Raw genomic sequence first — 26,526 nt, 5'->3', positions numbered from 1 at the left:
TCGGGATTCGGGATTCGAAAAGGCTACGCGCGGCGCCGGGTCATCAGAGACGGCGAGCGCGAGACGCGACACGCGGGTGTCGGCGTTGCGGCGCGACGCGCGGCGCCATCGCGGACGGCACGGGGCTGGCGCACTCAGGCCGATTCCCCATTCCCCATTCCCGATTCCCGCAGCACCACCAGATCGTCCCGATGAATCACGTTCTCGCCGTAGTTGTAGCCCAGGATCGCGTCGATGTCGCGCGAGTGGCGGCCGGCGATGCGGCGGATGTCCACCGCCGCGTACTGGCTGACCCCGCGCGCCACGCAGCGCTCGCCGGCCGCGTCGCGCAGCCGCACCTCGACCATGTCGCCGCGGCGGAACTCGCCCACCGCGCCGGCGACGCCGCCCGGCAGCAGCGAGGCGCCCTTGTCGCGCAGCGCGGTCGCAGCGCCGGCATCGACCAGGATCGCGCCCGGCTCCACCGGCACATGGCGCAGCCAGTATTTGCGCGCGGCGATGCGGGTGCGCGCGGCATGGATGCGGGTACCGCGCAGGCGGTCCTGGGCCAGGCCGCGCACGACGTCGGCGCTGCGGCCGTTGAACAGATAGGTCTCGATGCCGGCGGCGCCGGCCTTGGCCGCGGCCTCCAGCTTGGTGCGCATGCCGCCGGTGCCCACGCCGCTGCCGCTGCCACCGGCCATCGCCAGCACCGCCGCGCTCAGCTCCTGCACCTCGTGCAGCGGCTGCGCCTGCGGGTCGCGGCGCGGGTCGGCGGTGTACAGGCCATCGATGTCGGTGGCGATGAACAGCGCATCGGCGTCGACCAGGGCGGCAACGATCGCGGCGAGATTGTCGTTGTCGCCGAGCTTGAGTTCGTCCACCGAGACCGTGTCGTTCTCGTTGACCACCGGCAGCGCGCCCAGCCGCAACAGCTCGCCCAGGGTGGCGCGCGCGTTGAGGTAGCGGCGGCGGTTGCGCAGGTCGTCGTGGGTCAGCAGCACCTGCGCCACCGGCCGCTCGAAGAAACGCTGCCACAGCGCGATCAGCTGCGCCTGGCCGAGCGCCGCCAGCGCCTGCCGCGCCGCCAGCGCCGCGCCGGCTTCGGCGGCCTTGGGCACGATGGCGCGGCCGGCGGCGACCGCGCCGGAGGACACGATCACCAGTTCGCGCCCGGCCGCCAGATTGGCCGAGACGAACTGCGCCAGGCCCAGCGCGAAACGCGGGGTCAGCCCGCCACCGTCTGCGGCCAGCAGGCTGCTGCCGACCTTGAGCACCGCGCGCCGCCAGGGCGGCAGGCGTTGTTCGGCGAAGGGCGATGGCGTTTGTGTGGTCATTGGATCAGCGCGTGTTCCATTCGTGCACGGTGAGGTCGGAGCAGCCCTGGATCGCCAGCGGATCGGCGGCGACGATCGCCTGCGCCTGCGCCAGGTCGTCCACGCCCTGCAGCAGGTAGGCGCCGCCGCTGCGGTCGCTGAAGCCGCCGGTCAGCGCCAGCAGGCCGCGTGCGCGCAGGTCGTCGAGAGGAAGGTCAGGTGCGGGGCGACCACGCTCTCGTCGAAGTTGGGGTTGCGCATCGCCAGGACCAGGTAGTACTTCATCGTACGGTCTTCCTTCTGCAATCGGTTTGAATGGTCGGCGTCGCAGCGAATGCTGTGTGTGGGAGGGGCTTCAGCTCCAGCGCGTTCGCGCTGAGGCGTCGGGGCTGAAGCCCTCCCTCGCATCAGCCGCCCAGCGCGTGCCAACGCGCCTGCAGCGCGTCCAGGCGCAGATCCGCCGCCGCCCCTGGCGAGACCCGCGCGGCCAGGCTGCCTTCCGGCGTACGCCCCTGCCCCGCGCTGTCGGCGGACGCGGCGGCGGCCTGGTAGGCCTCGCGGAACGGCACGCCGGCCACCGCGGCTTCCACCGCCACGTCGGTGGCGTACATGCCCGAATCGATCGCCGCGCGCAGCCTGTCCTCGCGCCACTCCAGGTTGGCCAGCAGCGCCGGCAGCAATTCCAGCGCGGCCAGGCCGCGGCCGAAGCCGTGGAAGATCGCGCCCTTGCTGCTCTGCAGGTCGCGGTGATAGCCCGAGGGCAGCGACAGTAACTGTTCGATCTCGGTGCGCGCGGCGGCCACGCTGGCGTGGGTGGCGCGCATCAGCTCGATCACGTCGGGGTTGCGCTTGTTGGGCATGATCGAGCTGCCGGTGGTGTACTGCGCCGGCAGCGCGACGAAACCGAATTCGCCGCTGGTGAACAGCGACAGGTCCCAGGCCAGGCGACGCAGGTCCAGGGTGGCGCTGCCCAGCGCTTCCAGCGCGGCCATCTCGAACTTGCCCCGCGACAGTTGCGCGTAGATCGGGCTGACCTGCAGGCGCGCGAAGCCCAGCGCCGCAGTGGTGTGTTCGCGGTCCAGCGGCAGGTTGACGCCGTAGCCGGCGGCGGTGCCCAGCGGATTGCAGTCGACCAGGCGCAGAGTGTCGCGGGCGCGCAGCGCGTCGTCGATGAACGCCTCGGCCCAGCCCGCCCACCACATGCCGGCCGAGGACACCACGGCGCGCTGGATGTGGGTGTAGCCGGGCACCGGCAGCTCGCGCTCGGCCTGGGCGCGGTCCAGCGCCACCTTGGCGATCTCGGCGCTCAGTTGCGCCAGGCGCGCCAGCTTGTCCTTCAGCCACAGCCGGGTGGCGACCAGGATCTGGTCGTTGCGGCTGCGCCCGGTGTGGATCTTGCGCCCGGCATCGCCCAGGCGCTCGGTCAGCCGCGCCTCGATCGCCGAGTGGCCGTCCTCGAAGCGCGCATCCAGCACGAACGCGCCGCTGCGGAAATCCTCGGCCAGCACCGCCAGCTCGCGCTGCAGCCCGGCCAGTTCGTCGGCGGACAGGATGCCGATGCGCTGCAGGCCTTCGGCGTGCGCGCCGCTGGCGGCGATGTCGTGCAGGAAGAACTCGCGGTCCAGGAGCACGTCGTCGCCGGCCAGGAACGCCTGGATCTGCGTGTCGACGGCGACGCCGGGTTTTTGCCAGAGGAGGTTGGTCATTGGGGAGCCGGGATTGGGAATTGGGGAATGGGGAATCGGAAAGGCGGCAGGCTGCGGCGGTGATGGATGCCGCGCTGACATGGCGCCCTACTCCTGAGCGTCCATCCGGGGGATCGACGTCAGTTCGTCCACGCCCAGCGCCAGGTTGAGGTTCTGCATCGCCTGCGTCGCCGCGCCCTTGAGCAGGTTGTCCAGCGTCGCCACCAGCACCAGCCGCTTGTTGCCCGGGGCCAGGGTGAAGCCGCCGAGCTGCACGCCGTGGCGGCCGGCGATGCGGCTGACCCACGGCGCCTCGTCGACTACCTCGATCAGCGGCTCATCCGCATAGCGGGCGCGATACAGCTGCTGCACCGCCTCCCGCTTCAGCGGCTGCTGCAGCCACAGGTTCACAGTCATGGTGATGCCGCGGAAATGCGGCGCCACATGCGGCATGAATTCCACCGGCACCCCGAGCTGCGCGGACACCTCGCGCTCGTGCATGTGGTCGGTCAGCGCGTACGGCATCAGGTTGTCGTGCAGCAGCGCGGGGTTGTTCTTGTCCGACGGCGTGGTGCCGGCGCCGGAATAGCCGGACACGCCGAAGCACTGCGGCGGCCCGGCGAGCTGCTCGCGCAGCGGCGCGATCGCCAGCTGCATCGCGGTGGCGTAGCAGCCAGGATTGCTGATGCGGCGCTGCCCGGCATAGCGCGCGCGGGTCAGTTCCGGCAGGCCGTAGTACCAGGCCGGGTCGAAGCGGTAGTCGGCGGACAGGTCGACCACGATCGGATCGGCCGCACCGGCGGCGACCGCGGCGTCCAGCGCCGCCACGTAGGGCGCGGCCTTGCCGTTGGGCAGCGCCAGCACCACCACGTCGGCGCGCTTGGCCGCCACCGCCTCGGGATCGAGGTTCTCGTAGCGCAACTCGCCCTGGTAGGCGTCGTGGTGCGCATCGACGCGCTGCCCGTCCAGCTCGCGCGAGGACAGGAACGCCAGGCGCAACTGCGGATGCGCGGCGATCAGGCGGATCAGTTCGGCGCCGGTGTGGCCGCGGGCGCCGACGATGCCGATGGAATAAACGGGAATGCTCATGCGTGCGAATCCAGGCGGAACTGCAGGTGGCGTTTCACCCCGGCCCATTCCGTATCGATGATGGAGAAGATGACGGTGTCGCGCGGGGTGCCGTCGGCGTGGCGCTTGTGGTTGCGCAGCACGCCGTCCTGCTTGGCCCCCAGCCGTGCGATCGCGGTGCGCGAGGCGTGATTGAACCAACTGGTCTCGAACACCACGCTGAGGCAGCCGAGCGTGTCGAAGGCATGCCCGAGCAACAGCAGCTTGGCCTCGGTGTTCAGGCCGCTGCGCTGCACACGCGGCGCATACCAGGTGTAGCCGATCGACAGCGTCGGCACCTGCGGATCCAGGCCGTAGAAGCGCGTGCTGCCGACGATCTCGCCCTGCGCATCGCGTACCACGAACGGCAGCACTCGGCCCAGTGCCTGCACCTCCAGCGCGGCGGCGACATAGGCGTCCACGCGCTCCGGCGCCGGCACATTGGTGTACCACAGTGCGTCCAGGCCGCTGCCGCGCACGGCGTTGCGCAGGCCCTCGGCGTGCGCCGCCTGCAGCGGCTCCAGGCTGACGTGGCGGCCGCGCAGCGTCGGCACCTGGCGCCAGGAGTCGGGAAGCTCGGGATCGATGCTGGACATGGGGTCGGTCCTAGGCGAAAGGTCGCTCAACCCTGCAGGGTCGGCGTGCGCGTGGCGCAATGCGCCACGCAGTGCTGGATCTGCTCGAAGGTGTCCAGGCCATACCAAAACACCTTCCACTTCTCCTGCTTGAAGCAGCCGTCGGACTCGGCGTAGTAGAAGATGTTGACCTGGTTGTTGTGGCGCGAGCGCCAGAACAGCTGCGGCGTCTCCTCGCGCATCACGTTCCACACCGCCCGCCCCAGGCCCTCGCCTTGCGCGTCGTCAAGCACGGCGAACTTGTCCAGGTAGGTATAGCCACCCTCGTCGGTCAGGATCACCGCGGTGCGATAGTTCTCGCTGACATAGGCGCGCAGCAGCTTGGTGGTGTCGAAGTAGTCCGGCACCAGGGTGCGGCCGAAACTGGATTCGATCAGGGTCTTCAGCCGCGGCAGGTCCAGCTCGCTCCACGCCGTGGCGCGCAGCACCTTCTCGCCGCGCCGCACCAGGGTACCCGAACCCTTGTGAGTGAACAGTTCCTTGGCCAGGTCGGCCGGGCGCGTGATCGACACCGACGACTCCAGCGGCAGCCGGTCCAGCAGGTCCTTGATCTGCTCGATCTTCACCTTCATGCCGCCATGGATCCACGGCTGCGCGATCAGGTGGTCATACTCGGTGGACAGGTTGATCGAATCGATCACCGTGCCGCGCTCGTCGAGCAGGCCGCCGGTACCGGTGAGGAAGATGATCTTGTAAGGCTGCAGTTCCTGCACCAGTTCGTTGGCGGCGAAATCGGCATTGATGTTGAGGATCTGCCCGCTGGGGGTCTCGCCCAGGCTGGTGATGACCGGGATCGAGCCGGCCTGCAGACTGGCCTCGATCGGCGCCAGGTTCACCGCGGTGACCTCGCCGACCAGCCCGTAGGTGTCGCGGTCCAGGTACTGCGCCTCGAACACCCCGCCGGTGATCGAGGTGGCGCGCGCGCCGTTCTGCTGCAGCGCTTCGACCAGCTTGAGGTTGGAGGCCTGGAACACCCGGCGCACGATCGCCAGCGCTTCCGGCGAGGTCACCCGCAGACCGTTGACGGTCTGCTTCTCGATGCCGGCGGCGGACAGCTCCGTGTCCAGTTGCGGGCCGGCGCCGTGCAGCACGATCGGGGTCAGGCCCACTTCCTGCAGGAACGACAGCGAGGAGGTCAGCGCCTCCAGGTCGTCGCGCAGCACCGCGCCGCCGACCTTGACCACGGCGAAGCGCTTGGCGTCCAGTTGCGAGAAGCGCTTGAGGTACTGGCTGATCTCCTTCGCGCTGGCCATGCTCGAGAGCAGGCGCACGATGGTCTGGCGGGTTTGGCGGTTGGCGTGCATGGCGTGGGGCGGTGTCCGAAGGAATCCAGGGTGGCGCCGATCGCGGGACCGGTCCGGGCGACGTGGGAAGGCGCGCGGCTCAGCGCGCGCCGTTGATGATGCGGTGTACCGAGGCGGCGTAGCGCTGCAGTTGCTCCAGCGTCACGAACTCGTCGGCGGTGTGCGCCTGGGCGATGTCGCCCGGGCCGTAGACCAGCGCGGTGTAGCCGCCGGCGGAGAACAGCGAGGCCTCGGTCCAGAAGTCCACCGCGTTGCCGATCGGCAGCTCCAGCGCATCGGCGACATCGCGCGCGGCCAGGCGCTTGTCCTCGGCGCGGGCGATGTCGCCGGAGGGCAGACTCGGCCCGCGGAAGGTCTCCTCGAAGTGCGCCGCGGCCGGCTCGGCGAAGCCGGCGAAGGTCGCCAGCAGCGCGTCCACGTCCATCGACGGCAGCGGGCGGAAGCCGAAGCGCAGCTCCGCCGCCGGCGCGATCATGTTGGCCTTGATCCCGCCCTCGACCCGGCCGATGTTGAAGCGCAGCCCGGTCAGCCCGCCGAAGCGCGCGTGCGCCAGCGACTCCACGTGGTCCAGCGCACGGCCGCCCCAGCGCATCGCCTGGTGCAGCGCGCTGGCCGCGGCGTCCTGCTTGCCGGAGGCATGCCCGGCGCGGCCGGCGAAACGCATCAGCACCGAACTGATGCCACGGTGCGCCAGCACCGCCTCGCTCATGGTCGGCTCGGCCACCAGCACCGCCTCGTAGGCGATACCGCGGGCCAGGAACGCGGCGATGCAACGCGGGTCGTTGGCTTCCTCGTCGCTGGAGAACAGGAACGCGGCATCGCCGTCGCCGGCATTGGCCGCGGCCAGCAGCGCCGCCGCCGCGCCCTTGATGTCGCATACGCCCAGGCCGACCACGCGGTCGTCCAGGCGCCGCATCACGTGCGGATCGGCGCTCCAGTGCGGCGAATCCGGCACCGTGTCCAGGTGCACGTTGAACAGGTACTTCGGCGTGCCGCGCACCGCATACAGGCTGACCGCGCCGGCGCCGTGGTCGATCACCTCCACCGCGAAACCGGGCAGCTGCGCGCGGAGGTAGTCGAAGATGCCATCGGTCCCGATCGCACGCGGTGGATTGCGGGTGTCGAAGGACACCAATTCTTTCAGGTGGGTCAGGGTGGATTCGAGCAGGTCTGTCATGGCGGATCGGATCAGGCGGCCGTCGCATCGGCCTGGTAGATGTCGGGACGCAGCACTTCCATCAGCGTCTGCGGCCGCGCCGGCGCGGCGAAGCCGTACTGCGCATACAGCGCATGCGCATCGGAGGTGGCGAGCATGAAGCGACGCAGGCCTTGCAGCTGCGGGTGGGCCATCACCGCCGCCACCAACTGCTTGGCGTAGCCGCGGCCGCGGTAGGCGTCGAGCACGAACACGTCGGCGAGATAGCCGAACGTCGCCCCGTCGGTGATCGTCCGCGCGAACGCCACCTGCCCCACGCCGTCGAGGTAACCGCCGAAGCACAGCGAGCCGGCGATCGCCCGCTGCACCGTGTCCAGCGGGATGCCCAGGCTCCAATAGGCCTGTTCGCTGAGGAAGCGATGGATCAACGGCAGATCCAGTTCCTGCTTGTCGGTGCTGATGCGCAGTGCGTGCATGGGTTCCATCGCAGTGGCCCCCTTCTCCCACTGGGAGAAGGTGTTCCCGAAGGGGGCGGATGAGGGGCGCCTCGCGACACGTCGAGAAGCGCCCAGGCCGAACGCGTCGCCACGCGCCCGGATGGCGAACGATGGGAGCAAATGCTGCAGCAGTTCCCCATGGCTGGCGCGTGGCGACGCGTTCGTCATGTCGGTTCCGAAGGCTTCCTGCGGCGCCCCCAACCCCTCTCCCGAAGGGAGAGGGGCTCTAAGCGTCAGCGGTTGACCTGCGCGTACAGCGTCGAGCTCATCCCGAACAGCTTGATGAAGCCCTCCGCCTCGGCCACGCCCCAGTCCGCCGACTGCGCGTAGGTGGCGCCCTTGGCGTTGAGCAGGTGCGGCGACTTCACCGCCACCGCGTCGACGCGGCCGCCGCGGGTCTCCAGCGTCACTTCGCCGTTGACCATCGCCTGCGACGACTTCAGGAAGGCTTCCAGGTCGGTCTTCAGCGGATCGTGGTAGAAGCCTTCGTAGACCAGCTCCACCCACTTGCGCGCCACGTCCGGCTTGAAACGGTTCTGCTGCTTGGTCAGCACCGCGTCCTCCAGCGCGCGGTGCGCGGCCAGCAGCGCCACCAGGCCCGGCGCCTCGAACACGATGCGGCCCTTCAGGCCGATCACGGTGTCGCCGGTGTACACGCCGCGGCCCACGCCGTAGGGCGCGAACAGCTTGTTGAGCTTGGCCAGGATCTGTTCGCCCGGCAGCGCCTTGCCGTCGAGCTCGACCGCCTCGCCCTGCACGAACTTCAGCTTCACCGTCAGCGGCTCGGTCGGCCACGCGCTGCGCGGCGCGCACCAGCCGCGGGCGCCCTCGCCCGGCGCTTCCCAGCGGTCGATCTCGCCGCCGGACATGGTCAGGCCGAGCAGGTTCTCGTTGATGGTGTAGGCCTGCTGCTTGGCGCGCACACCGAAGCCGCGCTCTTCCAGGTACTTCTGCTCGTAGGCGCGGGTCTGGGTGTGTTCCTTCTGGATCTCGCGGATCGGCGCGACGATCTCGTAGTCGCCCAGCGCCTTGACCGCCAGGTCGAAGCGCACCTGGTCGTTGCCCATGCCGGTGCAGCCGTGCGCGATGGTCTTGGTGCCCAGTTCCTCGGCGCGCTTGAGCGCGGCATCGACGATCAGGTAGCGGTCGGACACCAGCAGCGGATACTGGCCCTGGTAGCCCTCGCCGGCCCACACGAACGGCTTGACGAAGCCGGCCCAGATCGCCGGGCCGCCATCGACGGTGACGTGGCTGGCCGCGCCCAGTTCCGCCGCGCGCTTCTCGATGAAGTCGCGCTCCTCGGCATCCACGCCGCCGGTATCGGCGAACACCGTGTGCACGGCGTAGCCCTTGGCCTGCAGGTAGGGAATGCAGAAGCTGGTGTCGAGACCGCCGGAGAAGGCAAGGACGATGTCCTTGAGGCCGGGAGTGGGGAGTGGGGAATCGGGAATGGTAGAAGCGGTGCTCATGGTTGTTTCCTTATCACGCGTAAAAGTGGGGGCTAACGCTGTTGCTGTACCGATTCTCTATTCCCGATTCCCGATTCCCGCTTGCGAAGCAAGCGCCGCCATGATCGCCTTCTGCACATGCAGGCGGTTCTCGGCCTCGTCGATGGCGATGCAGTTGGGCGAGTCCATCACGGCGTCGGTGGCCTTGACGTTGCGGCGCAGCGGCAGGCAGTGCGAGAACACGCCGTTGTTGGTCAGCGCCATCTTGCGTTCGTCGACGATGAAGTGCTGGTACTGGTCGCGGATCGGCTTCTCCGGGCCCCAGTTGCCGAAGAACGGCAGCGCGCCCCAGCTCTTGGCGTAGACCACGTCGGCGCCGGCGTAGGCGCTGTCGATGTCGTGGCTGACGGTCAGCGAGCCGCCGCTCTCTTCCACGTTCTGCGCGGCCCAGCCCATGTAGCGCTCGTCGAGCACGTAGTCCGGGGTCGGGCACAGCAGGGTCACGTCCATCCCCAGGCGGGTGGCGATGGTCAGTGCGGAATTGGCCACCGCGGTATTCAGCGGCTTGGGATGGTAGGTCCAGGTCAGCACGTACTTCTTGCCGCGCAGGTCGCGGGTGCCGAAGTGCTCCTGCAGCGCCAGCGCGTGCGCCAGCTCCTGGCACGGGTGGGTGATGGTCTCCATGTTGATCACCGGCACCGGCGAGTACTTGGCGAAGCTCTTCAGCACCAGGTCCTCGCGGTCCTTGGCCCAGTCGACGAACTTCGGGAACGCGCGCACGCCGATCAGGTCGACGTAGCGGCCCAGCACCCGCGCCACTTCGGCGATGTGCTCCTCGGTGTCGCCGTCCATCACCGTGCCCAGGTCGAACTCGATCGGCCACGCGTCCTTGCCCGGCTGCAGCACCACCGCGTGGCCGCCCAGCTGGAATGCGCCCAGCTCGAAGCTCGTGCGGGTGCGCATGGACGGGTTGAAGAACACCAGCGCGATCGACTTGCCCTTGAGCTCGCTGCCGAGACGGTTGCGCTTGAACAGCGCCGCCTGGGTCAGCAGCGCGTCGAGGTCGGCGCGGCTCCAGTCCTGGGTGTTCAAGAAGTGCTTCAGAGACATCGATCGATCCTTTGCAGCGGTGGGGACGCGGGACGCGCGGGAGGTTCTACAGCCTGGTTCTTTACGGGTGAAACTTTTCCGGGCGATGAAAACGAAAAAACCCAGCCTCGGGCTGGGTTTTCAGAACGAACGGCACGACGCTCCGGTTACCCAGCGAGAATGTGGGATTCCGGTCGACGCGCGCGCGACGTCATGCCCGAGGCCATGCGTGCGGCGCTGAGATCGTGCTGGGGCAGGTTCGCTTTCATCGGCGCGCATCCTCGCACGCGCACGCCACAGGCGCAAGCGCACGCGGCGCTCAGCGTGGCGGCACCACCACCGCATCGGGCACGTACGGGGCCACCGAGACGCGGATGCGCAGCCGGTTGCCCGGATCTTCCGGCAGCCGCGAGCGGTACTTGGTGCCCTTGTAGACATAGTCCACGTCGTAGGCGATGGGCCGGCGGAACTCGCGGCCGACCTCGACCATCCGGCAGTTGCGTCCGCCCGCCGGCGCCGTGGTCGGCGTGGCCGCCGGAGCCGGCTCCTCGTGGCGACGGCTGAAGATGTCCTTCACCGAATCCATCAGCCGGTTGAAGCGGCTGTCGTCCTCGGCCGGTCTGGGCGCCGGGGCCGCCGGGGCCGGCGCGGGGGCCGGATCGCATTGCTGCTCGGTCCGGGTGGCGCGCAGGGTCTGGTAGACCGGCTCCACGTTCAGCACCTGGGCGTAATCCAGCTTGACGTTCTCGATCACCACCACCCGGTTGCGCGCCTCGGAGTCCTGCGCCCAGGCCGGCGCGGCGGCGCAGGCAAGGAGGCCGACCAGCGGCAACAACGGGTTCGGACGCATCGGCAGCAGGCTTCGCAAGGGCAGACCAGTGAGTGTAGGCATGCCGCCTTGCGTCGGGCTGAACGCGAGCCGACAACCGCGCCACTTGGCCAGGACCCGTCCCGCATCCCCGGGCACCCCGCGTCGGATCCCCAGGCGCTCGGCCCCCGCGTGGCGCAGCGCCCGACCGGCCGTCGGTCAAACCGTGCGGCCAGCGTGCCAGCCCACCCCGACGGGCATGAGTGAGGCGCCCGTGGCGGCGGCGTCGCTCCGGCATGAAGACATGGCCGCGTCCTAGCGCTGTTGCCCTACCGGCACGTGCACCGGCGGCGCGGCGCGCTCGGGAATGGATGGCCCGTCCTGGGGCGGCTGCCGGTAGAATCGGGCGGTTTCCCCACCGCCGATGCCGATGAGCCTGCGCCTGCACAACAACCTGACCCGCCGGGTCGACGCCTTCGAACCGCTCGATCCGGTGGCCGGCCCGACGCTCTACGTCTGCGGCCCCACCGTCTACAACTACGCGCACATCGGCAACGCCCGCGGCCCGGTGGTGTTCGACGTGCTGGCGGCGCTGCTGCGGCGCCGCTACGGCAAGCTGCGCTACGCCCGCAACATCACCGACGTGGACGACAAGATCAACGCCGCCGCGCAGGCGCAGGGCGTGCCGATCTCGGCCATCACCGACCGCTTCGCCGCCATCTACCGCCAGGACATGGCCGCGCTGGGCGTGACCCCGCCGGACATCGAGCCGGCGGCCACCGCGCACATCCCGCACATCGTGGCGATGATCGAGCGGCTGATCGCCAGCGGCCACGCCTACGCCGCCGAGGGCCACGTGCTGTTCGCGGTGGCCAGCTTCGCCGACTACGGCAAGCTGTCGCGGCGCGACCCGGAGGAGATGCTGGCCGGCGCCCGCGTCGAGGTGGCCCCGTACAAGCGCGACCCGAGCGACTTCGTGTTGTGGAAGCCCTCCAGCGACGACCTCCCCGGCTGGGACTCGCCGTGGGGCCGCGGCCGCCCCGGATGGCACATCGAGTGCTCGGCGATGGCCGCCGCGCACCTGGGCGAGACCATCGACATCCATGCCGGCGGCGTCGACCTGCAGTTCCCGCACCACGAGAACGAGATCGCGCAGAGCGAATGCGCCCACGGTGGCGCCACCTTCGCCCGCGTCTGGCTGCACAACGGCATGCTGACATTCAGCGGCGCCAAGATGAGCAAGTCGCTGGGCAACATCGAGACCGTGCACGACCTGATCGAGCGGCATCGGCCAGAGGCCCTGCGCTGCGCGCTGCTCAGCGCGCACTACCGGCAGCCGCTGGACTGGTCCGACGCCCTGATCCAGGCCCAGGTCGCCCGGCTCGACGGCCTGTACGGAACGCTGCGCGACCTGCAGGGCATCGACGCCGCGCCGGTCATTCCGGCGGAGATCGAAGAAGCGCTGGACGACGACCTCAATACGCCGCTGGCGCTGTCGGTGCTGTCGAGCCTGGCGACACAGGCGCGGCAGGCGCTGCGCGAAGCGGCACCGGCCGGCGGCCCCGACCCTGCCGATGCCGCGCAACGTGCCGACGCGCTGCGCCAGGCCAAGAGCCACCTGCTCGGCGCCGGCCTGGCCCTGGGGCTGTTGCAGCAGGATCCGCAGGTCTGGTTCCAGGGCGCCGGCAGCGACGACGACGCCCGCATCCAGGCGCTGATCGACGCCCGCAGCGACGCCAAGAAGGCCCGCGACTTCGCCCGCGCCGACGCCATCCGCCAGGAACTGGCCGAGGCCGGCATTGTCCTGGAGGACACGCCACAGGGCGTACGCTGGAAGCGTGGGTGAACGCCACACGCGCAGTCAGAGGAAGCGCGGCTGTCCCTTCTCCCCTTGGGAGAAGGTGCCCCGCAGGGGCGGATGAGGGTACGGGCGCCGGATGAGGGTACGGCGCGAAGCGACTCGCATGGACAGTTCGCGAGGCTACGCTCGGACCCTCACCCCACCCCCCCTCCCGGAGGGAGAGGGGCTTTACATCGCTTGATCTTGGATTGCTGATGACCGATACCGACTTTCCGCTCGAACCCACGCCTGCCGACGCCCAGGCCGCCATCGCCGAGGAATTCGGCTTCTTCGGCGACTGGTCCGAGCGCTACCAGTACCTGATCGACCTGGGCCGCAAGCTGCCCGCCTTCCCCGAGCACTGGAAGACCGAGGAACATCGCCTGCACGGCTGCCAGTCGATGGTGTGGATCGTGCCGGAGGGCAATGCCGAACGCCTGGTGTTTCATGCGATCAGCGACTCGGCGATCGTCTCCGGGTTGATCTACCTGGCGCTGCGCGTCTATTCCGGGCGCAGCGCCGCGGACATCCTCGCCACCGCGCCGGACTTCGTCGCCGCCATCGGCCTGGGCAAGCACCTGTCGCCGACCCGCAGCAACGGCCTGGCCGCGCTGCTGGCCTTCATCCAGGACACCGCGCGCGCCCAGCAGGCATGAGCGCGCCGCTGCCTACCCCACCGCAGACCTTGCGCACGCTGCTGGCGCACCCCGGCTTCGCCCTGGTGCTGGCCTACCGCATCCTGGCGATGCTGTCCTACCAGATCGTCGCGGTCACGGTCGGCTGGCACATCTACGAAATCACCCGCGATCCGTTCTCGCTGGGCCTGATCGGGCTGGCCGAGATCCTGCCGTTCTTCTGCATCGCCCCGTTTGCCGGCTACCTGGTCGACCACCTGCCGCGGCGCTATCTCGGCATGCTCGCCAGCGTCGGCCTGATCGCCACCGCGGCGGTGCTGCTGGCGGTGAGCCGCGGCTGGCTGTCGGCGCACGGGGTGTGGCCGATCTACGCGGCGATCGCACTGACCGGCGCCGCGCGCGCGTTCCTGTCGCCGGTGTACAACGCGCTGTTCGCCCGCGTCCTGCCCCGCGAGGCCTATGCGCGCGGCGCAAGCGTCGGCAGCGTCGCGTTCCAGGCCGGCATGGTGATCGGCCCGGCGCTGGGCGGGCTGCTGGTCGGCTGGGGCGGCAAGAGCCTGGCCTACGGCACCGCCATCGGCGCCTCGTCCGCGGCGCTGCTGGCGCTGTGGCTGCTGCGCGTCGCCGAGCCGGTCCACGAAGGCCCGCGCGCGCCGATCTTCCGCAGCATCGCCGAAGGTGCGCAATTCGTGTTCTCCAACCAGATCATGCTCGGCGCGATGGCGCTGGACATGTTCTCGGTGCTGCTGGGCGGCGCGGTGTCGATGCTGCCGGCCTTCATCCACGACATCCTGCACTACGGTCCGGAAGGCCTGGGCATCCTGCGCGGCGCGCCGGCACTGGGTTCGATCCTGGTCGGCGTATGGCTCGCGCGGCACCCGCTGCAGCGCAACGCCGGACGCGTGTTGCTGCTGGCGGTGGCCGGCTTCGGCCTGTGCACCATCGCCTTCGGACTGTCGCGGCACTTCTGGCTGTCCGCGGCGATCCTGCTGGCCTACGGCATGTGCGACGGCGTCTCGGTGATCGTGCGCCAGACCATCCTGCAACTGGCCACGCCGGACGCGATGCGCGGCCGCGTGTCCTCGATCAACGGCATCTTCATCGGCTCGTCGAACGAGCTGGGCGCGTTCTACGACGGCGTGATGGCGCGACTGATCGGCCTGGTACCGGCGGTGGTGCTCGGTGGCTGCGTGACGCTAGGCGTGGTCGGCGTTACCAGTTGGAAGGCGCCCAAGCTGCGCAACCTGGATCTGCGCGACCTGCAGTAGGCTCGCCTGCGTCGTCGCCCGGCGGGCGCGGCGACGGCGCGGCCTCGCCGCACCTCACGCGCAGCGCCACCGGCCTGCGCGCCATCCAATGCACGTCGGCTCCCCCGCAACGGCTGCGCTCAGTGCGCGGCCGCCACCGCATGCGCCTGCGCCTCGTCGTCGGCCCAGGCATGCGCGCAATCCGGCACGCCGACCGGCTGGGTCAGGCCACCCTGCCCCGCCAGGAACCGGCAGGTGGCGGCGAACACTGCCGGCACCGCCCGCGAACGGATCGGCGAGGCCAGCACGTGATTGTCGGCGCCCGGGAAATCCACCGCCTGGCGCAAGGCCGGCGGCGTGCCCAGTTGCTTGAACATCGCCTGCAGCGCCGCCACCGACACCGTGCGGTCCTGGTGCTGCGGATCGCGGTAGTAGTAGCCGAGGAACACCGGCACATGGATCCGTGCATACGTCGCCGGCTGCATGCCGCCACGGGTCAGCGCCGCCAGCGCGCGATAGCCGTCCAGATGGGTGGCGTCGGCCCAATAGGCGCTGTCGACCGGATAGCGCAGGATCGGGTTGCCGCCGTTGTGCGTCCACGCCAGCACCTGCGCGCCCCAGGGCCACAGCATCGGCTGCAGCTGATCGCCGTACTCGCGCACCAGCGGCGACCACAGCACCAGCGCCTGCACCTGGCGCGGATTCGCCGCCACCGCCTGCACCGCCAGCGCGCCGCCCATCGAATTGCCGATCACCACCACGCGGTCGCCCAGCACCCGGGTCACCGCCAGCGCCTCGGCCGCGCCGCCGAGCAGGCGCCCGGCATCGACGCCGCGCAGGGCGTCGGCCTCGACCAGCCCGTGCCCAGGCAGCCGCGGCAGATACAGATTGCAGCCGAAGCTGCGCGCCAGCCGCACGTGCGTGGGCGCGCCCTCGCCCTGGCTGGCGGTGAAGCCATGCAGATAGACCATCGCGCATGCGCGTCGCCCCGGATGCGCCGGATCGGCCCAGACGATCCGCGCCTGGTTGTCCGGGCGCAATCCCGGGGTGGCGCGCTCGCGCGCGTCGATCCACGCCTGCAGCGCCAGCGGATCCTGCGGCACCGCCGGCGCCGCCACCTGCGGCAGCGCCACGCTGACCCGTGGTCCCAGCGCAATGGCCGCGAGCAACAACAAGGCGATCAGGATCGGCAACCGCCAACGACGGCGGCGCGTGCGCACGGATGACTCGGCCAGGTCGGCATTGCGGTTCAAGGACGGCACTCCATTATCGACGCAACCCCGGATACATGATTGAAATAATTTGCGTGCAATGACATTGATTGCCAGCAGCGACACGGCGATATACCACTTTCCGCATTATGCGACACCGTCATGACAGGCACATTTAAAACCTTTCTACCGCTATCGAAGACGCTGCAATTCCAACACTAAACAGCTGAATTTCAAGATCAAATCAGCAACCCACCAACGCCACGATAGCGCAATTTGTAGACAAGATAAAAAGCCCTCAAGTACGGAAAGGAAGAAGAAAGAAGCCGCCGAAATTATCTCCCACCAATTAAGTTTCAACCCGCTTTCGAAAAACGGACGCGCATCGAAACAAGCGCCCCCTATCAAACACGGATGGAATCAGCCGAATGGAACATTCGCTTTTCCGTGACGAGGCAGTGGACGCCCGAAGCCAGGCATGGCTGGGGACGGTGCGACTGGCAACTCCCCTTTCGACCAGAGCATGGACCTTGGTCGCCCTCGGCATCGCCGCTGCTATTCTGATGTGGTTGTTTTGCGGCCATTACACGCAGCGCATTCATGTCACCGGCCTCCTGGTCCCGCGCGCGGGCTTGATCAGCCTGACCGCCAATACGCTCGGCGTGATCGATCACGTCGGCGTCGCCGAAGGCGATCGGGTCGCGAGCGGACAGGTCCTGGTCTCGCTGTCGGGCGAGCACACCAGCAAGGCACTCGGCAACACGGCAGCCAGCGTCAGCGCGCAGTTGCAACGCCAGGCCGGCAGCCTGCGCCAGGACATCGGCGATACCCAGCAGTTGCAGGACAAGCAGGCAGAGGACAACCGCACGCAGCAATCCGCGCTGAAAGAGCAACTGGTTCAAATCGATGCGCAGATCGCGATCGAGAAGAAGCAGATGCAGTTGGTGCAGGAGTTGGTGGACAAGTGGTCGGGCCTGGTCGCCGGTGGCTACATTCCGGCGTTGCAAGTCGAGCAGGAGCAATCGGCGTTGCTCGCCGACGAATCGCAGCTGCGTTCGTTGCAGCAGCAACGCGCCAGTACGCAGCAGCAACTGAGCGTGCTCAACGATCAACTGACCCAACTGCCACTGGCCGTGTCTGCCAAGCTCAACGACCTGCGCCGGCAACTCGCGCAGGTCGAACAGACCCTTGCGCAGAACGAAGCCGCACGCGCCAGCGAACTGCGCGCGCCGGCCAGCGGCACCGTCTCCACCTTGCTGGTCAAACCTGGCGCTTCGGTCGCACTTGGCCAACCGCTGCTCGCCATCGTCCCGGACGGCTCGACCCTGCAGGCGCAGATCCTGGTTCCCAGCCAGGCGGTCGGCTTCGTCCATCCGGGCATCCAGGTCACCCTGCATTACCAGGCATTCCCTTACCAGAAATTCGGCCTGCACCACGGTGTGGTGCGCAGCGTCTCGCGCAGCGCACTGACGCCGGGCGAAGTTACCTTGCTGCTCGGCGGCGGCAATCCGCCCTCCTCCGATCCCCTGTACCTGGCCCGCGTGGACCTGGCGGATCAGAACGTCGAAGCATACGGACGCAAGGAACCCTTGCGCCCGGGCATGGCGCTGGATGCGGACATGTTGCTGGACCGGCGCCGGATCGTCGAATGGATCTTCGAGCCGCTGTACGGCATGGGCCATCGCTGGAGCAGTGGCGCATGAACGCGGCCCCCACGCATCACAGCACGAAGGCACAGACCGCGAACGCGCAGGACGCGCGCGCCGCGAAACTGCGCTTCTGGCGTATGCGCGTCCTGCCGAACGTGCTGCAGGCCGAAGCCGCAGAGTGCGGCCTGGCCTGCATCGCGATGATCGCCGGCTATCACGGACACCATACCGATCTGCCCGCGCTGCGGCGCCGCTTCAGTCTGTCGCTGAAGGGCATGACCGCGCGACGCCTGATCGAGATCGCGCATGCGCTTGGGCTGCAATGCCGGCCACTTCGGCTGGACCTGGAAGAGCTCGGTCAGTTACAGACGCCCTGCGTGTTGCACTGGGACATGGATCACTTCGTGGTGCTGCGCAGCGTCGGCCAGCACGGGATCGTCGTGCACGACCCCGCGGTGGGCGTGCGCAACTTGAGCATGAGCGACGTCGGCAGGCACTTCACCGGCGTGGCGATCGAGTTTTCCAGAGGGCCGACCTTCCAGCGCCAGCGCGAGACGCCGCCGGTGTCGCTGCGCGCGCTCGCCGGCTCGGTGCAGGGGCTGGGCCGCGGACTGGCGCAGATCTTCGGGCTGGCCTTGGTCCTGGAAGTCTTCGCGCTCCTGGCGCCCTTGTTCATGCAACTTGTGGTGGATCAGGTGATCGCCGATGGCGACCACGACCTGCTCACGTTCCTCGGCCTGAGCTTCGCACTGCTGATCGTGCTCGAAACACTCGTCTCGGCCTTGCGCAGTTGGACCGTGATGTGGCTCAGCACGCACTTCAACCTCGGCTGGACCGGTAACGTGTTCCAGCATCTGATGCGCCTTCCGCAGTCCTACTTCGGCACGCGCCATCTCGGCGACATCGTGTCCCGCTTCGGTGCGATCGATACGATCCAGCAGACGCTCACCACCCGCTTCGTCGAGATCCTGCTCGACGGACTGCTCGCCAGCGTCACCCTGGTCGTGCTGTTCGTCTACAGCCCCTTGCTGTCGGCCATCGTACTCGGCGCGGTCGCCGTGTATGCGGCACTTCGGCTGCTGTACTTCCGCGTCTACCGCGAGGCCAACCTCAGCCAGATCACCGTCACCGCCAAGCAGCACAGCCGATTCCTGGAGGCGGTACGCGGCGTGCAGACGATCCGCCTGAACAACCAGGAGGCCGAGCAGACCGCGCGCTACCTCAACGCTGCGACCGACACGCTGAACACGTCCATCGCCGTGCAACGCCTGGACATGCTGTTCACCGCACTGCAGAACCTGGCGGCAGGCGCGCAGCGCCTGGGCGTGCTCTGGCTGGGTGCTTGGCTGGGATTGAAAGGCCAGTTCACCGTCGGCATGTTGACCGCCTTCGTGGCTTACGGAGACCAGTTCAGCAGCCGCGTCGCCAGCCTGGTCGACTATGCGATCGAACTGCGCATGCTGCGTCTGCAGGCCGAAAGACTGGCCGACATCGTACTGACGCCACCCGAGGCGCACGCCGTCAGCGAGCACGCGGGTCCGTTGCCACAGCCCAGCATCACCTTCAACAAGGTCAGCTTCCGCTATGCCGAAGGTGAGCCCTGGATCTTGCGCGAGTGCAGCTTTGCGGTGCAAGCGGGCGAATCGGTCGCCATCGTCGGCCCATCGGGGTGCGGCAAGAGCACCCTGGTGAGGGTGCTGCTCGGCCTGCTCGATCCGCAGCAGGGCGCAATCGAGATCGGCGGACTCGATCTGCGCCGCCTCGGCAAGTCCCGCTACCGCGCGATCACCGGCAGCGTGATGCAGGACGACCACCTGTTCACCGGGTCGATCGCCGAGAACATCAGCATGTTCGACGTCCTCGCCACGCCGCAGGACATCGAGGACGCGGCCAGCCTGGCCGGCATACACGAGGACATCATGGCCATGCCGATGGGCTACCACAGCCTGGTCGGCGACATGGGATCCTCGCTTTCCGGCGGCCAGCAGCAACGCCTGTTCCTGGCGCGCGCTCTGTACCGGCGCCCGCACATCCTGGTGCTCGACGAGGCGACCAGCCATCTCGATCTCGCGCTGGAGCGCCAGCTCAACCAGGCGATCAAGGCCCTGAACATCACGCGCATCGTCATCGCGCACCGCCCCGAAACGATCGCGCATGCCGATCGCGTCATCGAATTGCACGAAGGAGCAGTCCGCACGCGCCAGCCTGCGGCGCATGCGCCAGCCGTCCCCGTCACCTCCTAGCTCGCCGCCGGCGCGACAGCCAGCTCGTCGCGCCGCCTGGTCCCATCCCGTATCGCCAACGTGAGGTCGCCATCGTGTCAGCGTCGGAAGCGTCGTCCCTGCAAGTCGTCAACAATTTCGTCGAAGTCCAGCATCTGCCGGAACTGCTGCGCGGTCGCGGCGGCTGGTCCTACGGCCTCTATCCAGGATTGCTCGGCGACGCAGCGCCGTCCTGGCATATCCATCTGTGCGGCAGCCGCAAAGCGCACGAGCGTGCGATCCACGACGACGTCCTCGCCGCAACCCCGGGCATGGAACCGCTGCATGAACTCTGGACGCAGATCAAGGACAACCTGGCGCAGGACTACGGCCTGGTCCGCGCCTACGTCACCGGTCACACGCATGGACAGGACGGCGTGGCGCACCACTACGCCAAGCCGTCGGATCAGGAGCGTGTCGCACTGCTCTACGCCAGCACCGAATGGAAGGACGACTGGGCCGGCGAAACCGTGTTCTACGACACCGCGCGCGAGTGCATCTCGATCCGCCCGCGTCCTGGCCGGCTGGTGTTGTTCGACGGCGCCGTCACCCGTGCCTCGCGTGCCCCGGCACGAGAGTGCCCGACGTTGTGCTCGACCATCACCTTCCACATGCGACGCGTCCGTCGCTGAGACCGACGCAGCGGGGAACTCCACCATGTCATCCACCTGCCGACGCTGCCTGTTGGCCACGACTGTCCTGCTGCTCTTCTGCGGCATGGCGCCCTGCATCGCCTCGGCGCGCGGCTTCGGCGGCACGCATGCCGATCTCGGCGAGCCACTGCAGATTCCCATCGCCGATCCGGACGGACACCCCTGGACCTTGCAGGGACGGCTGTGCCGCCCTGCCGGTGTCAGCCGCCCACGTGTGGTGGTGATCGCGCACGGCTCACCGGCGAAGGCCTCCGACCGACCCGGCATGACCCTGGAAACCTGCGATGGCGAATCGGCACGCTGGTTCCTGCGACACCACTATGCGGTGGCATTGGTCCTGCGCCTCGGCTACGGCGCCACCGGCGGCCCCTGGAGCGAGGGCTACGACGGCTGCGACCGTGCCGACTATGTCAAGGCCGGATTGGAGACCGCACGCCAACTCAAGCGCATCGTGGACGCCCTGACCGCACTGCCAGACTACAGTCCGACCGGCGCCATCGTGGTCGGACAGTCGGCCGGTGGCTGGGGCACGCTGGCGTACGACAGCCTGCCGCATCCCAACGTCAGCGCATTCGTCAACATGGCCGGCGGCCGCGGCGGCCACTTCCAAGATCGGCCCAACAGCAATTGCCATGCCGACAGGTTGATCGCGGCAGCCGCCACCTTCGGCCGACAGGCCACCACCCCGATGCTGTGGATCTATACGGCCAACGACAGCTTCTTCGGGCCTGACCTTGCAGCGTCGTTGCATCGCGCCTTCACCGAGGCAGGTGGCCATGCGGTTCTGGTGACGCCGGCCGCTTTCGGCGACGACGGTCACCATCTGTTCTTCGGCCATGGCGGTTCCTCGATCTGGGGACCGGCCGTGGACCGCTATCTCGGCTCGATGGATGCTCCGGCGTCTCCTTGACCCTCCGTCACCCACATCCTCCCATTCCCAGCAGGGCGGCACGATGACCATGCAATCGCTTCGGGACCTGATCCAGACCGTCGGCCTGCACACCAGCGCCGAGAACATCCACCTCATCACCAAGAAGGGCGGCTCCTACCTCTGGCTGTTCGACCTGCGCCGGGTGTTCATGCGACGCGCTGCGCTCGAGCAGATCGCCGCAGCGTTCTGGGAGCGCAATGCCGCACGCCCGCCTTTCCAGCTCGGCGGCCTGGAAACCGCGGCGATCCCGCTACTCACCGCGCTGCTGTTGACCGCCCCGAAAGAACGCGGCCCGGTCAACGGCTTCATCATTCGCAAGGATCGCAAGACCACGGGGATGGGCAACGCCATCGAGGGCGATGTGCTCGACCTGCCCATCGTGCTGGTCGACGACTCGCTCAATTCAGGCAACAGCGCCGAGAAGGCGCGTGCGGTGATTGCGGCGGCCGGACACGCGCTCGACGAGGTGTTCGTGGTGGTCGATTTCCTGTCCAAGGCCGGCATGCAGTGGCGCAAGACGCACGCGATCTCGGTGCAAACACTGTTCACGCTCAAGGATTTCGACCTGCCGCCGGAACAAAGCGCGCCGCCGCCCACCCAGGCGTATCGCGAACTGTGGCGGACGGCGACGCCGGGAGGCTTCGCCTTCCACGTGGTCCCCAAGTCCGCGCCGCTGCTGGTCGGCGACATGATCTACCGCGGCTGCGACGCCGCCAAGATGCAGGCGTTCTCCGCCGAGACCGGCGGGTTGGTCTGGGAATACCCGGTGACCGGTGCGGCGTACACCAAGAAGGGAATCTGGTCTTGCCCCGCCTACCATGACGGACGCCTGTACTTCGGCGCGTACAACGGCACCGTCTATTGCCTGGATGCGGCCAGCGGCGAGGAGATCTGGACACATCCGGATGGCGACTGGGTCGGGGCTTCGCCGCTGCTGGTGCCGCGCCACAAGCTGATGTACGTGGGCATCGAATATGTCCGCCCATGGGCGCAGGGCAGCCTCGCCGCCTATGCGATGGACACCGGCGAAAAGATCTGGGAGCACCAGGTGCAGAAGCTGCAGCACGGATCGCCCGGCTACTGGGAAGGCGGCGACCTGGTGATCTGGGGCAGCGCGGACCATGAGACGCTCGCGCTCGACGCCAGGACAGGACGCATCGCCTGGCGCTTTAAGACGCGGCGCTCGGTGAAGTACGCGCCCGCAGTGGACGAGCGTCGCGGGCTGACCGCCTTCGCCTCGTTCGACAAGTCCATCTACGTGCTGGATGTCGCCACCGGCGAAAAGCGTGGCGAGTGGCAGACAGACGAAATCTGCTACACCACGCCGCTGTTCGCCGGCAACAAGCTGTTCTGCGGCTCGGGCGACCGCCATCTGTACGTGATCGACATCGACACGATGCAACTGATCAAGAAGATCAACCTGCGCTCGCGCGTGTACGCCTCGCCCAAGCGGATCGGCAACCGGGTGATCGTCGGCAGCAACGGCGGCCGCGTCGTCGAGATCGACATCGACACGCTCGAAACCGTGGGCGTGCTGCAGTTGCCCGACGCAGTGACCAACGGTGTCGCGATCTCGCCTGACGAACGGCGCATCTACGTGTCCACCTACATGAACCATCTCTATGCGTTCGAGCGCCTGAGCGACGTGCACGCGCAGTCCGCGCGCCCCGCCCTCGTCGCATCCTGACGTGCGGCACGCGTGAACGGGACCGGTCCACGCCTGTGGCGCCATCGTTGCATGCGCGGATCAGCCGAAGCGAGGACGGCCTCTTCCCCGCATACCTGTTCGAGGATCACCATGAGAACGCTCGATATCATCGAAATCGACCTGGTCGCAGGTGGAACGCGCACATCGATCGGCGCACACCCGCTGTCCAGTTCGATCCACCATGCCAAGGCGCACAACAAGACGCATCACGCCAAGGCCAAGCTCCATCACCACCACACCGCGATGCACAAGTCCGCGGCCGCGCAGATGGCGCGGATGGAAGAGGTCGAACCGATCGGTGAAGGCGGTGAGGGGGGCGAAGGTGGAGAAGGTGGAGAAGGTGGAGAAGGTGGAGAAGGTGGTGAGGGAGGCGAAGGTGGTGAGGGAGGCGAAGGAGGCGAAGGCAGCGAAGGAGGAGAAGGCGACGGCAGCGGCGGTTACGACGACGGCAACGATGCCGACGGCAACGGCCCGGCCGATACCTCGATAGGCAGCAGCCATACCACGTCCGATGGCCGGACGGTCTCGATCACCTACCAGAACACCCAGGACGGTGCGAGCAGCAACAACCCGGTCACGTCCAAGATGGCCTCGACCCTGGGCTCGGTGCTCGACGGGGATCAGAGCGTCGACAGCATCGACATCTCGGCCACGACCAACGGCAGCCACAACCCCAATTCCGCCCACTACACGGGCAACGCCGTCGACATCAACATTATCAACGACGTCCATGTCGGGACGAGCGGCGAAGGCTTCCAGAACGCCCAGGCGCTGGAGAATGCGGCGATGGCCAATCCCAACGTGAGCTACGTGGAAGGCCCTGCGGGCAATTTCATCCGGTCCAGTCCCACCGCGGACTGGACCCAGGCTAGCCGGGAAAGCGGCGATACCACCCACGTCCACATCAGCGTCTTCAAGTAACACGCACCCCACCCTCTCCCGGGCCGGCGCACGCCAGCCCGGGAGACACTCGCCTATCGGAGCTCTCCGCATGACGTCTTTCTGGTTACCGCGCATCTGCACGGCCTTGGCGCTCACCGTCGCCGCGCAAGGATCGTCGCAGGCGAAGCAAGTCCCTTCCCAAGCCGGCGGAGAACAGGCGATCGCCTATGTGCTGAAGAACGACATCGCCCTGTCGAGGTTGTTCGGCGACTGTCCTACGCTGAAATTCACCCGCACCGGCGCCGAAGCCGGCAAGGCCTTCCTGATCGAAGGCAACTGCGACATCAAGAACAACCCGGAGGAAGACGCGGACTGCCCCGCCTATCACGTCCATGCGACCGGGACGATGGACACGCCGTCGCATTGGACGGTCCGTCGCCTGGACCTGACCTTGGTGTGCTCCAGCGAGGGGGCGACGACGCAGCGGATGTAGCCACCGTATCGGCGCTTGGCGCCATTGCTGCGGGACGCAGTGTGGGGAACAGCACGGTGCCTGCTCACGCAGTTCGACCCCGTGTGCGCAGCCCACGCGCAGCGCAGCGTGCGACATGGCGGCGCTGTCCGTGTCGCTTGGCGCAGCAGCATGCCCCAAGTTCCATGCGTTCGAACACGTCGCCACGCGCGGCACCGGGGCCGTACGCCCTGCCCGCGCCCTGGGACGCGCCGCGCGCAGCCCGAACCGATCCGATCGTCGGCCACGCCGAACGCACCGGATCAGCCGAAGCGGGGACGGCGCTTTTCCCGCACCTCTGTTCAAGGATCAACATGAGAACGCTCGATATCATCGAAATCGATATGGTTGCAGGCGGCACGCGCACGTCCATCGGCGCGCATCCGTTGTCCAGTTCGATTCACCACGCCAAGGCGCACAAGAAAACCCACCACGCCAAAGCCAAGACCCATCACCATCACCACATGGCGATGCACAAGACTGCGACGGCCCAGATGGCCATCAGCGACGAAATCGCACCGGTCGAATCGGAGGGCGGTGGCGAAGGCGGCGAAGGCGGCGAAGGCGGCGAAGGCGGTGAAGGTGGTGAAGGTGGTGAGGGAGGCGAAGGCGGTGAAGGTGGCGAAGGCGGTGAGGGCGACGGTGGTGAGGGCGACGGTGGTGACGGTGATGGTGACGGCGGCGACGGCGACGGCGACGGTGATGGCAGCGATGGCGACGGTGCCGGCAGCAACGACAAGCCCGCGACGTCCGCGTCGGCCAGCGGCACCACGGTGACCTATACCGCGGCCGATGGCACCACGCAGGAAGTCACCGGCACCCACCCCAACCGCGACAACAACCCGCTCGACATCCGCTCCGGCACGTTCGCGGACAATCACGGCACGCTCGGCGACGACCGCGGCTTTGCGATCTTCTCCAGCCCGCAAGCCGGTCTGGACGCCGCGGCGGCCAACATGGACCGCCTCAACAACAACGCCGGTGGCACCGCCACGCTGAGTGACCTCATCACCAGCTGGTCGCCGCCGAGCGAAAATCCGACCTCGGAGATGATCACCACGATCACCACCAATTCGGGCCTGAATCCGTCCGATCAGTGGTCATCGTTGAACAGCGACCAGCGCAACGCGTTCATTACCGCCTACGGGCACCGCGAAGGCTGGCACGGCAATTAATTCACCCTGTGGCGAGGCCGGGGTTTTCCGGCCTCGCCACGCACGACTCGTCAATGGAGATGTCTCATGGAACCCCGATTTCTTTCGCTGTTCGGCCTGCTCGTGCTCTGCATGGTCTTCCCGCAGGCCCATGCCGCCGGCAGCGATGCTGCGGCCTGCACGCACGCGCTGCACCAGGCCTTTGCGAGTTCCAGCAGCGCCGCCACGCTGCCCAGCTCATGCACGCGTCTCGGCCCGGTCGCGCTCGGCATGCGCAAGCAACAGGTCCTGGCCGCGCTGGGCCAGCCGGACATCAGCCGCAGCGATGCGGCGCATCCGGACACGCTCAGCGTGGTGTATCTGTATCCGCGCGAGTTCAATGCGCAGCTGGCGCAGCAACCGCGGCCGGCCGCCGCCCTCGCCTACAGCCAATTGGCGGTGCGCTTTCATGACGACCGGGTCACCAACCTGATCGCCGTCGCCAATCCCGACGTGCCTTTGCCGTTCGATCTGCTCGGCCAGCCGGCCGGCACGCACGTCGATCGCGTGCTGCAGGCGATCGGCGGCCAGCCGCAATGGAACGCCAGCCGCGACTACGTGCAGTTCGCCACGATGCCGCTGGGCCTGGAGGTCGACCCGGACACCTCGGCCCTCATCGGGGTCTACGTCGCAGCCACCAAGCAGGATCTGGACAGCTTCGCCCTGCCCGGCTTGCAACTGAGCAAGGACACGCAAAGCGGGCTGGTCAACGGCGTACGTTGAAGGGCGCCGTGACCCATGTAACGGCACGCCTCCCACACCCACGCGCCATCCATGCAGC

23 protein-coding genes and 1 pseudogene are annotated in these 26,526 nt (G+C 68.1%); 12 read left to right on the top strand and 12 right to left on the bottom strand.

All coding sequences use genetic code 11. The features are described from left to right. Positions 1–134: 134 nt before the first annotated feature. The 11 genes and pseudogenes from proB to M3U25_RS03830 all read right to left on the bottom strand — a co-directional run bounded on the left by proB (position 135) and on the right by M3U25_RS03830 (position 11,066). On the bottom strand, positions 135–1,316 hold the full coding sequence (gene proB / locus M3U25_RS03880; RefSeq protein ID WP_355500006.1) for a glutamate 5-kinase: 1,182 nt from the start codon (positions 1,314–1,316) through the stop codon (positions 135–137). 4 nt (positions 1,317–1,320) lie between these two features. Next, positions 1,321–1,580: pseudogene (locus M3U25_RS03875) on the bottom strand (YciI family protein). 122 nt (positions 1,581–1,702) lie between these two features. Then, complete coding sequence (argH, locus tag M3U25_RS03870; RefSeq protein WP_355500008.1) at positions 1,703–3,001, bottom strand: argininosuccinate lyase; 1,299 nt, start codon at positions 2,999–3,001, stop codon at positions 1,703–1,705. An 87-nt stretch (positions 3,002–3,088) separates the two neighbouring features. Continuing rightward, positions 3,089–4,069 (bottom strand): N-acetyl-gamma-glutamyl-phosphate reductase, encoded by a 981-nt coding sequence (argC, locus tag M3U25_RS03865; protein ID WP_355500011.1) that lies wholly within the window; start codon positions 4,067–4,069, stop codon positions 3,089–3,091. Next, positions 4,066–4,683 carry a GNAT family protein gene (locus M3U25_RS03860; protein WP_355500014.1) on the bottom strand — a complete coding sequence of 206 codons (618 nt, stop codon included), beginning with the start codon at positions 4,681–4,683 and terminating at the stop codon, positions 4,066–4,068. Before M3U25_RS03860 ends, argC begins: the two co-directional genes overlap by 4 nt. A gap of 26 nt (positions 4,684–4,709) precedes the next feature. Then, positions 4,710–6,026, bottom strand: a complete 1,317-nt coding sequence (locus M3U25_RS03855; protein WP_242159810.1) for an acetylglutamate kinase — start codon at positions 6,024–6,026, stop codon at positions 4,710–4,712. A 79-nt stretch (positions 6,027–6,105) separates the two neighbouring features. Further along, positions 6,106–7,203: an acetylornithine deacetylase gene (locus M3U25_RS03850; RefSeq protein WP_017917307.1), complete on the bottom strand. Its 1,098-nt coding sequence runs from the start codon at positions 7,201–7,203 to the stop codon at positions 6,106–6,108. 11 nt (positions 7,204–7,214) lie between these two features. Continuing rightward, positions 7,215–7,667: a GNAT family N-acetyltransferase gene (locus tag M3U25_RS03845; protein ID WP_355500019.1), complete on the bottom strand. Its 453-nt coding sequence runs from the start codon at positions 7,665–7,667 to the stop codon at positions 7,215–7,217. Between the two features lie 245 nt (positions 7,668–7,912). Continuing rightward, positions 7,913–9,148 carry an argininosuccinate synthase gene (locus M3U25_RS03840; RefSeq protein ID WP_017912497.1) on the bottom strand — a complete coding sequence of 412 codons (1,236 nt, stop codon included), beginning with the start codon at positions 9,146–9,148 and terminating at the stop codon, positions 7,913–7,915. Between the two features lie 57 nt (positions 9,149–9,205). Continuing rightward, the gene (locus M3U25_RS03835; protein ID WP_242159807.1) at positions 9,206–10,237 is read right to left on the bottom strand and encodes an N-acetylornithine carbamoyltransferase; all 1,032 of its coding nucleotides are present in this window, start codon (positions 10,235–10,237) and stop codon (positions 9,206–9,208) included. 298 nt (positions 10,238–10,535) lie between these two features. Next, positions 10,536–11,066 (bottom strand): hypothetical protein, encoded by a 531-nt coding sequence (locus M3U25_RS03830; RefSeq protein WP_355500386.1) that lies wholly within the window; start codon positions 11,064–11,066, stop codon positions 10,536–10,538. A 388-nt stretch (positions 11,067–11,454) separates the two neighbouring features. On the opposite strand from M3U25_RS03830, the gene cysS reads away from it, so the two are divergent. The 3 genes from cysS to M3U25_RS03815 all read left to right on the top strand — a co-directional run bounded on the left by cysS (position 11,455) and on the right by M3U25_RS03815 (position 14,767). After that, positions 11,455–12,870, top strand: coding sequence for a cysteine--tRNA ligase (gene cysS / locus M3U25_RS03825; RefSeq protein WP_355500022.1), 1,416 nt, complete (start codon positions 11,455–11,457; stop codon positions 12,868–12,870). A gap of 209 nt (positions 12,871–13,079) precedes the next feature. Next, the gene (locus M3U25_RS03820; protein WP_017912501.1) at positions 13,080–13,520 is read left to right on the top strand and encodes a SufE family protein; all 441 of its coding nucleotides are present in this window, start codon (positions 13,080–13,082) and stop codon (positions 13,518–13,520) included. Further along, a complete protein-coding gene (locus M3U25_RS03815; RefSeq protein ID WP_355500026.1) occupies positions 13,517–14,767 on the top strand; it encodes an MFS transporter in 1,251 nt (416 codons plus the stop codon). The genes M3U25_RS03820 and M3U25_RS03815 overlap by 4 nt, the downstream gene beginning before the upstream one ends. A gap of 119 nt (positions 14,768–14,886) precedes the next feature. Here the strand turns inward: M3U25_RS03815 and M3U25_RS03810 are convergent, their stop codons facing one another. Continuing rightward, positions 14,887–15,939 (bottom strand): alpha/beta fold hydrolase, encoded by a 1,053-nt coding sequence (locus M3U25_RS03810; RefSeq protein ID WP_355500389.1) that lies wholly within the window; start codon positions 15,937–15,939, stop codon positions 14,887–14,889. A gap of 650 nt (positions 15,940–16,589) precedes the next feature. Between M3U25_RS03810 and M3U25_RS03805 the strand changes: the two genes are divergently transcribed. The 9 genes from M3U25_RS03805 to M3U25_RS03765 all read left to right on the top strand — a co-directional run bounded on the left by M3U25_RS03805 (position 16,590) and on the right by M3U25_RS03765 (position 26,468). Beyond that, entirely contained in the window at positions 16,590–17,660 is a 1,071-nt protein-coding gene (locus M3U25_RS03805; protein ID WP_355500029.1) for an HlyD family efflux transporter periplasmic adaptor subunit, read from the top strand. Further along, complete coding sequence (locus M3U25_RS03800) at positions 17,657–19,849, top strand: peptidase domain-containing ABC transporter (RefSeq protein WP_355500031.1); 2,193 nt, start codon at positions 17,657–17,659, stop codon at positions 19,847–19,849. The genes M3U25_RS03805 and M3U25_RS03800 overlap by 4 nt, the downstream gene beginning before the upstream one ends. A 74-nt stretch (positions 19,850–19,923) precedes the next feature. Then, positions 19,924–20,499 (top strand): hypothetical protein, encoded by a 576-nt coding sequence (locus tag M3U25_RS03795; RefSeq protein WP_010343551.1) that lies wholly within the window; start codon positions 19,924–19,926, stop codon positions 20,497–20,499. Positions 20,500–20,524: 25 nt separating this feature from the next. After that, positions 20,525–21,430, top strand: coding sequence for a hypothetical protein (locus M3U25_RS03790; protein ID WP_355588484.1), 906 nt, complete (start codon positions 20,525–20,527; stop codon positions 21,428–21,430). Further along, on the top strand, positions 21,357–23,138 hold the full coding sequence (locus M3U25_RS03785) for a PQQ-binding-like beta-propeller repeat protein (protein WP_355500037.1): 1,782 nt from the start codon (positions 21,357–21,359) through the stop codon (positions 23,136–23,138). The genes M3U25_RS03790 and M3U25_RS03785 overlap by 74 nt, the downstream gene beginning before the upstream one ends. 111 nt (positions 23,139–23,249) lie before the next feature. Then, on the top strand, positions 23,250–24,080 hold the full coding sequence (locus tag M3U25_RS03780; protein WP_355500040.1) for a hypothetical protein: 831 nt from the start codon (positions 23,250–23,252) through the stop codon (positions 24,078–24,080). A 70-nt stretch (positions 24,081–24,150) separates the two neighbouring features. Then, the gene (locus tag M3U25_RS03775) at positions 24,151–24,534 is read left to right on the top strand and encodes a hypothetical protein (RefSeq protein WP_355500042.1); all 384 of its coding nucleotides are present in this window, start codon (positions 24,151–24,153) and stop codon (positions 24,532–24,534) included. A gap of 164 nt (positions 24,535–24,698) precedes the next feature. Further along, entirely contained in the window at positions 24,699–25,727 is a 1,029-nt protein-coding gene (locus tag M3U25_RS03770; RefSeq protein ID WP_355500045.1) for a hypothetical protein, read from the top strand. Positions 25,728–25,793: 66 nt separating this feature from the next. Further along, entirely contained in the window at positions 25,794–26,468 is a 675-nt protein-coding gene (locus M3U25_RS03765) for a secreted signal peptide protein (RefSeq protein ID WP_355500048.1), read from the top strand. Positions 26,469–26,526 lie beyond the last annotated feature (58 nt).

Source organism: Xanthomonas sp. PPL134, assembly GCF_040595915.1.
Lineage (GTDB): Bacteria > Pseudomonadota > Gammaproteobacteria > Xanthomonadales > Xanthomonadaceae > Xanthomonas_A > Xanthomonas_A indica.
Note: the sequence above shows the minus strand (reverse complement) of the source record. Positions and strands in the feature narration are given on the sequence as shown.

Excerpts from the sequence above, each read along its gene's own strand:
- argC (WP_355500011.1), bottom strand. The coding sequence starts at position 4,069 with ATGAGCATTCCCGTTTATTCCATCGGCATCGTCGGCGCCCGCGGCCAC.
- M3U25_RS03860 (WP_355500014.1), bottom strand. The coding sequence starts at position 4,683 with ATGTCCAGCATCGATCCCGAGCTTCCCGACTCCTGGCGCCAGGTGCCG.
- M3U25_RS03830 (WP_355500386.1), bottom strand. The coding sequence starts at position 11,066 with ATGCGTCCGAACCCGTTGTTGCCGCTGGTCGGCCTCCTTGCCTGCGCC.
- M3U25_RS03765 (WP_355500048.1), top strand. The coding sequence starts at position 25,794 with ATGGAACCCCGATTTCTTTCGCTGTTCGGCCTGCTCGTGCTCTGCATG.
- M3U25_RS03835 (WP_242159807.1), bottom strand. The coding sequence starts at position 10,237 with ATGTCTCTGAAGCACTTCTTGAACACCCAGGACTGGAGCCGCGCCGAC.
- M3U25_RS03775 (WP_355500042.1), top strand. The coding sequence starts at position 24,151 with ATGACGTCTTTCTGGTTACCGCGCATCTGCACGGCCTTGGCGCTCACC.
- argH (WP_355500008.1), bottom strand. The coding sequence starts at position 3,001 with ATGACCAACCTCCTCTGGCAAAAACCCGGCGTCGCCGTCGACACGCAG.
- M3U25_RS03780 (WP_355500040.1), top strand. The coding sequence starts at position 23,250 with ATGAGAACGCTCGATATCATCGAAATCGACCTGGTCGCAGGTGGAACG.
- M3U25_RS03770 (WP_355500045.1), top strand. The coding sequence starts at position 24,699 with ATGCGTTCGAACACGTCGCCACGCGCGGCACCGGGGCCGTACGCCCTG.
- M3U25_RS03855 (WP_242159810.1), bottom strand. The coding sequence starts at position 6,026 with ATGCACGCCAACCGCCAAACCCGCCAGACCATCGTGCGCCTGCTCTCG.
- M3U25_RS03850 (WP_017917307.1), bottom strand. The coding sequence starts at position 7,203 with ATGACAGACCTGCTCGAATCCACCCTGACCCACCTGAAAGAATTGGTG.
- M3U25_RS03840 (WP_017912497.1), bottom strand. The coding sequence starts at position 9,148 with ATGAGCACCGCTTCTACCATTCCCGATTCCCCACTCCCCACTCCCGGC.
- proB (WP_355500006.1), bottom strand. The coding sequence starts at position 1,316 with ATGACCACACAAACGCCATCGCCCTTCGCCGAACAACGCCTGCCGCCC.
- M3U25_RS03800 (WP_355500031.1), top strand. The coding sequence starts at position 17,657 with ATGAACGCGGCCCCCACGCATCACAGCACGAAGGCACAGACCGCGAAC.
- M3U25_RS03845 (WP_355500019.1), bottom strand. The coding sequence starts at position 7,667 with ATGGAACCCATGCACGCACTGCGCATCAGCACCGACAAGCAGGAACTG.
- M3U25_RS03820 (WP_017912501.1), top strand. The coding sequence starts at position 13,080 with ATGACCGATACCGACTTTCCGCTCGAACCCACGCCTGCCGACGCCCAG.
- cysS (WP_355500022.1), top strand. The coding sequence starts at position 11,455 with ATGAGCCTGCGCCTGCACAACAACCTGACCCGCCGGGTCGACGCCTTC.
- M3U25_RS03785 (WP_355500037.1), top strand. The coding sequence starts at position 21,357 with ATGGCGGTTCCTCGATCTGGGGACCGGCCGTGGACCGCTATCTCGGCT.
- M3U25_RS03790 (WP_355588484.1), top strand. The coding sequence starts at position 20,525 with ATGTCATCCACCTGCCGACGCTGCCTGTTGGCCACGACTGTCCTGCTG.
- M3U25_RS03815 (WP_355500026.1), top strand. The coding sequence starts at position 13,517 with ATGAGCGCGCCGCTGCCTACCCCACCGCAGACCTTGCGCACGCTGCTG.